This is a genomic window from Streptococcus sp. DD11 (assembly GCF_001578865.1).
In the GTDB taxonomy this organism is placed as follows: Bacteria; Bacillota; Bacilli; order Lactobacillales; family Streptococcaceae; genus Streptococcus; species Streptococcus panodentis.
In genome coordinates, this window is the sequence record NZ_KQ969392.1 from 125,271 (window position 1) to 134,585 (window position 9,315).

At 52.3% G+C, this 9,315-nt stretch carries 10 protein-coding genes and 1 pseudogene; all 11 read right to left on the minus strand.

All coding sequences use genetic code 11. From position 1 onward, the window contains the following. On the minus strand, window positions 1-696 hold a 696-nt coding region (locus tag STRDD11_RS00585; RefSeq protein ID WP_241209263.1), incomplete at its 3' end, for an ABC transporter permease. Next, window positions 689-1,684, minus strand: a complete 996-nt coding sequence (locus tag STRDD11_RS00590) for an ABC transporter permease (RefSeq protein WP_128834349.1) — start codon at window positions 1,682-1,684, stop codon at window positions 689-691. The genes STRDD11_RS00585 and STRDD11_RS00590, both read right to left, overlap by 8 nt. Then, window positions 1,677-2,660, minus strand: a complete 984-nt coding sequence (locus tag STRDD11_RS00595; RefSeq protein WP_128834352.1) for a M14 family metallopeptidase — start codon at window positions 2,658-2,660, stop codon at window positions 1,677-1,679. The genes STRDD11_RS00590 and STRDD11_RS00595 overlap by 8 nt, the downstream gene beginning before the upstream one ends. Next, window positions 2,650-3,420 carry an ABC transporter ATP-binding protein gene (locus tag STRDD11_RS00600; protein ID WP_128834354.1) on the minus strand — a complete coding sequence of 257 codons (771 nt, stop codon included), beginning with the start codon at window positions 3,418-3,420 and terminating at the stop codon, window positions 2,650-2,652. The genes STRDD11_RS00595 and STRDD11_RS00600 overlap by 11 nt, the downstream gene beginning before the upstream one ends. Next, the gene (locus tag STRDD11_RS00605) at window positions 3,417-4,199 is read right to left on the minus strand and encodes an ATP-binding cassette domain-containing protein (RefSeq protein WP_128834357.1); all 783 of its coding nucleotides are present in this window, start codon (window positions 4,197-4,199) and stop codon (window positions 3,417-3,419) included. Before STRDD11_RS00605 ends, STRDD11_RS00600 begins: the two co-directional genes overlap by 4 nt. A gap of 3 nt (window positions 4,200-4,202) precedes the next feature. Beyond that, the gene (locus STRDD11_RS00610; protein ID WP_128834359.1) at window positions 4,203-5,738 is read right to left on the minus strand and encodes an ABC transporter substrate-binding protein; all 1,536 of its coding nucleotides are present in this window, start codon (window positions 5,736-5,738) and stop codon (window positions 4,203-4,205) included. Window positions 5,739-5,915: 177 nt separating this feature from the next. Continuing rightward, entirely contained in the window at window positions 5,916-7,019 is a 1,104-nt protein-coding gene (locus STRDD11_RS00615) for an NADH-dependent flavin oxidoreductase (protein WP_128834362.1), read from the minus strand. Window positions 7,020-7,073: 54 nt separating this feature from the next. Then, a complete protein-coding gene (locus tag STRDD11_RS00620; RefSeq protein WP_128834364.1) occupies window positions 7,074-7,646 on the minus strand; it encodes a histidine phosphatase family protein in 573 nt (190 codons plus the stop codon). Then, window positions 7,643-8,371, minus strand: a complete 729-nt coding sequence (cobS, locus tag STRDD11_RS00625; protein WP_128834367.1) for an adenosylcobinamide-GDP ribazoletransferase — start codon at window positions 8,369-8,371, stop codon at window positions 7,643-7,645. Before cobS ends, STRDD11_RS00620 begins: the two co-directional genes overlap by 4 nt. Next, window positions 8,368-8,952, minus strand: a complete 585-nt coding sequence (gene cobU / locus STRDD11_RS00630) for a bifunctional adenosylcobinamide kinase/adenosylcobinamide-phosphate guanylyltransferase (protein WP_128834369.1) — start codon at window positions 8,950-8,952, stop codon at window positions 8,368-8,370. The genes cobS and cobU overlap by 4 nt, the downstream gene beginning before the upstream one ends. Then, window positions 8,945-9,315: pseudogene (locus STRDD11_RS00635) on the minus strand (aspartate aminotransferase family protein); the annotation flags it as partial. The gene cobU and the pseudogene STRDD11_RS00635, both read right to left, overlap by 8 nt.

The following is a 9,315-nucleotide window of genomic DNA, read 5'->3' on the forward strand; positions in this document are numbered from 1 at the left end:
GTAAATCCGGCCGTCATTGATCATGGCCCCCCACTCCGGCGACGGCGCCTGAGCTCCCAGTCCTACAAAGCTGAGGCCAGCGATTTCCATGATAATGGTGCTGATGTCAAAGCTCATGGTCGTCAGAATCTGAGGAAAAAGACTGGGGAAATAATAGTTTTTCAGGCTTGTCCAAAAATGATTGCCATACATTTTTGAGGACTGAATATAGGGTTCATTTTTCAGCTGCAGGGTCATAGAGCGCATCAGATAAGCATACTTGGTCCAGGCTGTCAGGCAGATAGCGATAAGGGTCTGCTGGAGACCGATGCCCAATATACCGACGATGGCAATAACCAGAATGATAGATGGAAAAGACTGGAAAACCGTGATAAGCAGCAAGATAAACTGGTCGAATTTCCCGCCGATGAAGGCACTGGTCACTCCGACAAAAGACCCCACCGCCGCAATCAGCACCAAAATCATAAGGGCTGGCAAGACCGTCTCTGCACCCCCGCTGACTGCACGCGCAAAGACAGACCGTCCCAGCGCGTCTGTTCCGAACCACTCACTGCTGCTCGGTCCTTGCAGGGCTTGACCCAGATTGACCTTGGTCAGACTGTCCCCCAAGAGATGGGGAGCCAAGGACGATAGGGTCAAGGCCAGAACGATGAAAGCGCCCAAGAGCAAGAGTTTTCGATTGATTTTCTTATCCATACGTGCCCTCCTTGCTTGCTTTTAGTTTTTTCATGCGCGGCAGCAGTTTGGGATTTTCCTGAGCCAGACGGACTCGAGGATTGAGCCAAACCATGAGCAGCTGAAAGACTAGATTGACCGTCAGGACTCCCGCTGTGATAAAGAGAACCGCCCCCTGAATGAGGGGATAATCCCGTTTGGCAACTACTCCGATCAGCATCTTACCGATGCCCGGCCAGGAAAAAAGGTGCTCGATAATAGCCACCCCGCCTAGGAGCGACCCCAGAGAGAGACTGACTAGAGTCAGAAGAAAGGGCAGGACATTATAAACCACATCATGCAGCAGGATATGGCCCTCTCGAATCCCCCGGCCCCGCGCACCTTCGACTTCTGGCGAATGCAGCACTTCTATCAAAGCTGTTCTCAGCTGCGGAATATAACGAGTGGACATGATTATAGCCAGTGTCAGGACTGGCAGAACCAGGCCCAGCTCATTGGCCGTCGCCTGAATGGGAAACCAGTGCAGCTGAACGGAAAAGATCAGAATGAGGATAATCCCCATCACAAAGCTAGGAATGGCATTCAGAAAAGCCAGACCTGCCATCAGAAAACGGTCGACCGGCCGACCGGAATGATAGGCTGTATAGAGAGCCGTCGGCAGGGAAATTCCCAGAGTCGCCAGCAAGGTATAAAAAGCCAGATAGACTGTATTGGGAAAATAGAAAACCAGCTGTTCCCAGACCGAAGCCCCGGAATTATAGGTCACTCCAAAGTCACCATGGACAATCCTGCTCAGCCAGGCCAAATACTGCTCCATAAAACTGCCATTCAGGCCCATTTCCATCCGCTTGATCTCCAGCAATTCCTTGGTATAAGGAATGCCCTGAGCATTGAGAATGCTCTCAGCCGGATCTCCCGGTGCCAGATAAACCAGCAAAAAGGAGAGAAAACTGACGCAGAGCAGGATGAGGATGAATTGCAGAATAGTTTTAATAAAGAATTTAATCATACGCCTCCCTTTCAGATGTCTGGTAGCTTTCAGGCTTCTTGCTGGCTACAGCCAGCAGCACTTCGCCCTGGCGGACGACCAAGGTCGCTTTCTGGTAGAGGACCAGGCCGTCTTGCTTGGCTGTCACCTTTTCTAAAATATTGCCGTAAATATCACAGATTTCGCCAATGACCTGACCAGCCTGGACTGTTTGATTGGGCCGGACAAAGCACATCCAGCAGCCCGACCTCTGGCAGGTCAGATAATAGCTGGTATCAAAGAGCAACGGAGTCTGCTTATAATAAGGCAGGACACCTTCAAAAAGATAGCGGGCGACTTGCTTGACCGACTCTTTCATAGCCAGAACATCCTCTGGCAGGCAGGTGCCGTTTTCTCCCTGCTCCAGCAGGATACTGGGCAGGCCATAGTCCACTGAGGCGGCATGATAAAGATTGCCACGATCCTGAGACTGATAGATAATCGGCGTCCCAGAAGCCTGCAGCATCTGATAGGACTTTTCAACCACTTCCGGATCCGCCAGAAGCGAGTAGTACCCATGCGGTGTCAGCAGTTCTTCCCGATTGCCGCTGTGCAGGTCAATCAGGAAATCACTGACAGGAAAGATCTGACTCTCTATCACAGCCTTGATCTGATAGCTGAGACTGGAAACCGGCTCTTGATTCTGAAAAATCCGGTTCAGATTGAGACCGTCCTCAGGCACAAGCGTCGTCTCCCGGGCCCAGAAGCCGCTGACATTGACCGCATGCAGGAGGAGGACAGAGCCCTGATAGCCAAAGTCCCACTCATGCGCCAAATCCATCAGCGCCTTGACCCCGACATATTCGCAGCCGTGAACTGCCGCACTGATGGTCAGCAAGGGCTGGGAGGCCTGTCCTTTGAGCAGAGTATACTGGATTGCCAGCTCATCCCTGATAGGCAGACTGCCCTGATAGCTGCTGCAGGGAGGCAGAGAGGCTAGTTGCTGCTTAATGCTCATCTTTCTCCTCCCTGTACTGGCTCAGCAGGAGCTTGGTATAGTCACTCTTGGCAGCAGAGACGACCTCTTGCATGCTGCCTTGCTCCTGAACGATTCCGTCCTTAAGGACGATCAAGTCTTCTGCAAAATTGCTGACCAGAGCAATGTCATGTGAAATGAAGAGAAAGGCAGTCTGGGAATGCTCCTTGATATTTGCCAGCAGCTGCATGACCTCGTACTGAACGGTCACATCCAAGGCACTGGTGATTTCATCGCAGATAAGCACATCGGGATGGATCAGCAGGGCACGGGCAATGGCCGCCCGCTGGCATTCTCCGCCGCTCAGCTGATGGGGCAGCCGCTGGGCAAGCTCAGATGTCAGACCGACCGAGGTCAGCAAGTCATGGATGGCCTGCTTTCTATCCGACGGCTGCTGATAGAGAGAGAAGTTGCGGCAGACCTCTTCTAGGCTCTGCTCAATGCTGCGCTTGGGATGAAAGGTCGACTGGGGCTGCTGGGCGATATACTGGACGCGGGCATAGTAGTCTCTGTCCTTGTAGTCAGAGACGGACTTGCCCAGCAAGGTCAGCTGGCCTTGATCTGGCTTTAAAAAACGGCAGATGAGCTTGGCAATAGTACTCTTTCCAGAGCCGGACTCTCCAACCAGCCCCAGTGCCCGTCCCTTTTCCAAGCTAACATTTATGTCAAAGACACCGACCTTCCGATCGCCAATCTGACCGTACTCGTAAGTCAGCTGCCGGCCGATTAAGACTTGATTCATCGCTGCCCTCCCTCTCTAAACTCTGCCAGTTTGGGCACAGCCCTCAGCAGTTTCTGGGTATAGGCTTGCTCAGGATGGTGGAGGACTTGATGGGCTGGTCCGCTTTCGACAATCCGTCCTTCCTTCATGACTGCTACTCTCTGAGCCAGATGCTCGGCTACGCTGATATCATGGGTGACAAAGAGAATGGCCATTTTTTCCTCCTGATGAAGCCTGCTTAAGAGACCAAGCAGCTTCCTTTTCGACAGGACATCCAGTGCGCTGGTCGGCTCATCAGCCAGCAGCAGCTTGGGTCTGCTCGCTAGAGCCAGCGCCACGCCAACCAGCTGCATCATACCGCCGCTGAGCTCCATAGGATACTTATTGACGATTTTTTCAGGCAGCAGTCCCACCATCTCCAGACATTCTTCCAAGGGACGGAGATTTACAGCTTGCTGGCCCTGGTTTTTCACCAAGTCCTGATAATGCTTTTTAATCTTGCGGCGGTTGTTAAAACTGAGACTGGCATGCTGGCTAATCCAGGCCACTTCTCGGCCAACAAAAGGCAGATAAATGCGATGGTCCTGGGGCTGCAGTTCCTGCCCTTCAAAGACAATACTGCCCTCCGTCACTGTCAGCCCCCTGAGAGGGAGACCCAGCAGCAGCTTGAGCAGGGTGGACTTGCCGCTGCCGCTCTCACCTACAATCGAAAGGGCCTCCCCTTCTGCAAGAGAGAGGGAAACCCGATCAAGAATGACTTTATCTGCTGACTGCACCAGCAGATTTTTCATTTCCAGCATATTTTATTCCTTTGATAGTTTGTTGCTGACGTGATAGTAGTCTGTCGGATGGGATTCCAGACCAGAGACGGACTTGTCCATAACCAGAGCTACCTTGTAGAAGCCGATAATGGTAAAGCCGTAGTCCTTGTCCATGATTTCCTGGATTTCCTTGCTGAGCTGATTGCGCTTAGCCGGATCAGTTTCGGTTGCCAGCTCTTCAATTTTCTTGTCTGCTTCCGGATTGCTGTAGTGACCGATATTGGCTGTACCGTTTGTTTTGACAGCACTGTTAAAGAAGGCATAGGGATCACCGATAGGAGCTGCTACCACAGCGTAAGGTGTGAAGGCATAGTCTTTTTCACTGGCAACGGCGCTGACTTCAACTTTCTTAATGGTCGCTTCGATTCCGACTTCCTTGAGCTGCTGCTGAGTGGCTTCTACAGCCAGCGGCATTTCAGGCAGACGGGTAAAGGACAGCAGCTCAATGCTGACTTTTTGGCCGTCTTTTTCACGGTAGCCATCGCCGTCGGTATCCTTATAGCCCGCTTCGTCCAAGAGTTTCTTAGCCTTGTCAACATTGAACTCATGAACGCTCTTTTGCAGGGCAAAGGCAAAGCCTGTAGGGAACGGTCCAACAGCTGGCACAGCAGCTCCCTTAAAGAGGGATTCTGAATAGGTCTTCTTGTCTACCAAGGTATCTAACGCCTGACGGAATTTGTCATCTGCTACATAAGGATTGTCAAAGTTATAGTAGTAAGCTAGGTAGCGAGAGCCTTCTACCTCAGAAATTTTGTAGTTCTTATCAGAAGCGTAGGTAGCTAGATTTGCATAAGGCAGACCATAGACGGCATCCACTTCCTTGGACTGCAGGGCTGCAGAAATAGCTGTTGGATCAGAGAAATATTTAATCTTCAGATTGCTGACTTTAGGCTTGCCATCCCAGTAGTCATCATAAGCCTTGAGCTCTGCCCCGCTCTCAGGAGTGTACTTGGTCACCATGTAAGGTCCTGTTCCGACAGGAGCTTTTTCAGATGCGCTCTTGCCCGTCGTATCCACAATAGCTGAGTACGGTTCTGCCAGAAGATTGGCCATGATTGGCTGCACAGCCTTGGTCTTGATAGTCACAGTCTGGCCATCTGCAGAAATGCTGTCAATCCCCATATCTGATGCTGCCCGCTCACTTGTCTTCACCAAGCGCTCCAGAGAGGCTTTGACCTTTTCACCGGTCATCTTTTCGCCATTTTGGAAGGTTACCTTATCCTTGAGCGTGATTTTCCACTCTAGGTCTGAGACAGCTTCGATTTTCTCAGCCAGCCAAGGTTTTACTTCGAGTTTGTCGTCCATCTTAAAGAGGGTTTCTCCCACTCCGTAACGAACCGTGAACCAGCCGTTGTATTCCGCTGCCGGATCGACATTTGCTGGAAACTGGGTATAGCCGATGGTCACAGTCTTGCTGTCACTATCTCCCGCAGACTCGCTGGTTTTGCTCGGGTTTACACAGGAGGCTAGGGCTAAGCCTGCCAAGGCTGCAACCATTATTTTTGTAAAATATTTCATAAACGATTCAAATTCCTTTTCTATTTTTGCAAACTGCTTGAAGACGGTCTGTCCTAGTCAAATCTAGATACGCTTTGCTCTCTGTCTAGGGTGGTTCAATGTCCTGCAGATGGGAGAGCAAAGGAGCGAAAAACAAGCGATTGCTCATTCTCTTTCCTCCTTGGGGATTTGCCTGTCTTAGTCTTTTCCTTCCAGATAGCTTCGAGCATCTTCGACAAAGGCCGCTGGCAGGGCCAAGTCAGCCTGCAGCTCATCGCGATAAGCTCGGATGACTGCCGCCTCCCGGCCGGAGACAACTTTTTCCGTCCAGTCTGGGTCTAAGAGCAGGGCCTTTCCGAGGGCAAAGAGCGGAATCCCCGCATCCAAAACACGCTGGGCATCCTGCTTGGTCTCAATCTGACCGACAGCAATCAGGGGCACTCTATCATTGATTTTTCTGATAATTTTCTGAATCACCGGCTCCGAGTCCTGAGAATCTCTGATAGACGGGCGCCAAATATCAGAGGTCGAAATATGCAGGTAATCTACCTGATGATAGATGAGCTGCTCCAACAACTGCAGGGTATCATAAAGCTGGATACCCGGTTCTTCAATCTCCTCCGGAGAAAAGCGGTAGCCGATCAGGAAGGGGCGGTCAGCCTCTTCTTTGACCAGCTGCTTGGCTCTTTTCAGCAAGGTCTTTGGGAAACGCAGGCGGTTATTGAGACTGCCGCCCCATTTGTCCTGACGGATATTTGAATGGGGAGAGACAAACTGCTGGATGAGGTAGGTATTGGCTCCGTGGAGCTCGACTCCGTCAAAGCCAGCCTCCATCGCCCGTCTGATAGCTGACAGAAAGTCCCCTATCACCTGCTCCACCTCAGCGTTTTTGAGCGCCCTCGGCTCTGCCAGATAGTCGCGCGGAGCCTTGACGGCACTTGGCGCTGCTGGCTGACCGTCAATCAAGTCCGGCAGAACCATACGGCCGCCATGATAAAGCTGCACAATAGCCAGAGCCCCTTGGTCTTTGATGGCCTTGGCCAGCCGGCTAAGCCCCTCTATCTTATCGTCTTCCGCTGCACTAAAGCTCTCCGCAAAGGCCTTGCCCAGAGGATGAACATAGGCGCTGCCCGTGATAACCATGCCAACCGACCTCGACCGGCGGGCAAAAAAGTCAATATCAGCCTGAGACACATAGCCACCGGGCTCACTGGCACAAATAGTCATGGGCGCCAAAACAACGCGATTGCGCATGGTCTGGCCATTTTTAAAAGCAAATGGATCCTGAATCTGTGTAGTCATCTGGTCACCTCTTTTCCAAGATAAATCATGTTGTCTGTTCTTAAATAAGAACCCTTAGAGCAGGGTTGCCTGCCAGGTCTGGTCCTGCTCTTCTAATAGCAGCACTCGTCCTTGGGGGACATCAATGTTCCAAAAAACTGCCTCTCGGTCAACCAAATGCTGGTAAATCAAGCGAAGCACTCCCAAATGAGCCACTAGCGCGATGGACTCCTCAGCATTATCCAGCAAGCGGTCCGTTGCTGCCCAGACTCTAGTCTGAAAGTCTGAAAAAACTTCTGCCTCAGGAGGCGTGACCTCGAAGGGCGCTTCCAGCCAAGCCTGCCAGATTTCCGGAAAGGCCGCCTCAATCTCATCAGCTGTCAGGCCTTCCCATTGTCCAAAGTCCCGTTCATCAAAGTCAGCTATCGGCTGAAGGTGCCGACTCGGAAAAGCCAGCCGGGCTGTTTCCTGAGTCCGCTTGAGCCGGCTGGTGTAGACGGCCTCAACTGCTCGCTCCTGCATCAGAAGGCGCAGCTGCTTAGCCTCTGCTTGACCCTGCTCATTGATAGAAACGTCTTGGCTGCCGTAGAAACAGCGCCTGCGGTTGTAGTCCGTCTGACCGTGCCGCATCAGATACCATCTTTTCATCCCAGCACCGCCAATCCTAAGAGATAGAGGAGCTGGGCGATTTCGACAGAGGCTCCCAGCGTATCGCCTGTATGGCCGTCAATTTTATCATAAACAAAACGGCGATAGCCGATTGCTCCCAGAAGGACCAAGCTGTAAGCCAAGAGACCTTTCCAGCCAAAGACCAGCAGGGACAGGGCCAAGGGAAGAAGCTGAGCCAGCAGGATGTGATGGGTCTTGCTGCCGCGGAAGAAATCTCCCGATCCGCCGCCTTCTCTGGCATAGACCATCCGGTAGAGCTGCAGGCTGAGACCGGCCTTGCCCACCATGGTCAGACTGGCCACGATAAACCAGCGGGGCTCCGGCAGATAGGGATAGAGGACCAGCATCAGCGCATAGTAGAGAATGAGGGCCAGCACGCCATTGCTGCCAATCCGGCTGTCCTTCATAATCTCCAGCATCCGCTCCTTCTTGCGTGAGGAAAAGAGACCGTCCGCTGTATCTGCCAGAGCATCCAGATGAAAGCCGCCTGTCAGCAGGACATCAAAAGCAAGGGTCAGGACCCAAGCGACCATTCCCGGCAAGACCAGACTGGCTAGGTAGTAAAAGGCGCCTGAGATGAGCCCCAGCAAGAGGCCAAAGAGGGTCAGAAAAGGCAGACCGCGGCGCAGATAGGACATATCCACTGCCTTTGGAATGACAATCCGGCTGAAAAATTGGGTGTAGATAATCAAAGCCTTTATCATTTTAACCGCTGAGCGAGGCCGCAGATAACCAGATAAACCTCACTCGCCTCCTTTGCAATCAGTTGGTTGATTCGGCCCTGTACATCGCGGAAGAAGCGGCCTAGTCTGGTATCTGGCACAATGCCCAGACCGACCTCATCCGTGACAATCCAGCACTCGGCATCTGTCTGACGGACGGCAGATAAGAGCTCCCGCCACTCCTCTTCCAGCAGCTGCAGCAGAAAAGACTGCTCCTGCCGGCTGAGAAAGTGCTCTTCGGTCAGCTCCAGCTTGTCTGGAAAATGCTGGGCAATCAAATCAAAGAGGCGATTGCTGGTCAGAAGAGTAGCACAGTCCAGCAGATAAACTGGATGGGCCTGCTCTCGCAGCCAGTCCGCCAACCCAGCATACTGCTCCTGAGTCGTCCAGGAAGCGGGCCGCCGCTCTTGGTGCAGCCGAATCCGCTCCTGCCATTCTGGATCTTCTCCTCGGGGCAGGCCGGTCGCAATGTAGCAGACCTGCTCTCGGGCCGCCAGCCTCTCCTCCGCAAATGCTGACTTGCCGCTTCTGGCACCGCCTGTCACTAACACAATCTTAGCCATTTGCTTCTTCTTTCATTTTTTGAAATGCTTGCTCAAAGGCTGCCAAGGTCTGGTCTAGGTCTGCCTGAGTATGGGCACTGGACATAAAGTTGGTTTCATACTGAGACGGAGCCAGATAAATGCCCTGTTCCAGCAAGAGACCGTGCAGTCGTGCAAACTGAGCATGGTCAGCAGCCTTAGCATCCGCAAAGTTGCGAACTGGCTTCTGGCTGAAGAAGAAGCCAAACATGGTCCCCTTGGACACAACTTGCAGACTGATGCTGTATTTGCCTGCCAGATTTCGTAAGCCATCACAGAGATAGTCTGTTTTTTCTTCAATCTGGGCAAAGAGCTCAGCTGTCAGCTTTTCAGCGTTTCATAACC

What these genes read in the sequence shown, in the direction of transcription:
- STRDD11_RS00590 (WP_128834349.1), bottom strand. Translation starts at nt 1,684, where the DNA reads ATGATTAAATTCTTTATTAAAACTATTCTGCAATTCATCCTCATCCTG.
- STRDD11_RS00595 (WP_128834352.1), bottom strand. Translation starts at nt 2,660, where the DNA reads ATGAGCATTAAGCAGCAACTAGCCTCTCTGCCTCCCTGCAGCAGCTAT.
- STRDD11_RS00600 (WP_128834354.1), bottom strand. Translation starts at nt 3,420, where the DNA reads ATGAATCAAGTCTTAATCGGCCGGCAGCTGACTTACGAGTACGGTCAG.
- STRDD11_RS00605 (WP_128834357.1), bottom strand. Translation starts at nt 4,199, where the DNA reads ATGCTGGAAATGAAAAATCTGCTGGTGCAGTCAGCAGATAAAGTCATT.
- STRDD11_RS00610 (WP_128834359.1), bottom strand. Translation starts at nt 5,738, where the DNA reads ATGAAATATTTTACAAAAATAATGGTTGCAGCCTTGGCAGGCTTAGCC.
- STRDD11_RS00615 (WP_128834362.1), bottom strand. Translation starts at nt 7,019, where the DNA reads ATGACTACACAGATTCAGGATCCATTTGCTTTTAAAAATGGCCAGACC.
- STRDD11_RS00620 (WP_128834364.1), bottom strand. Translation starts at nt 7,646, where the DNA reads ATGAAAAGATGGTATCTGATGCGGCACGGTCAGACGGACTACAACCGC.
- cobS (WP_128834367.1), bottom strand. Translation starts at nt 8,371, where the DNA reads ATGATAAAGGCTTTGATTATCTACACCCAATTTTTCAGCCGGATTGTC.
- cobU (WP_128834369.1), bottom strand. Translation starts at nt 8,952, where the DNA reads ATGGCTAAGATTGTGTTAGTGACAGGCGGTGCCAGAAGCGGCAAGTCA.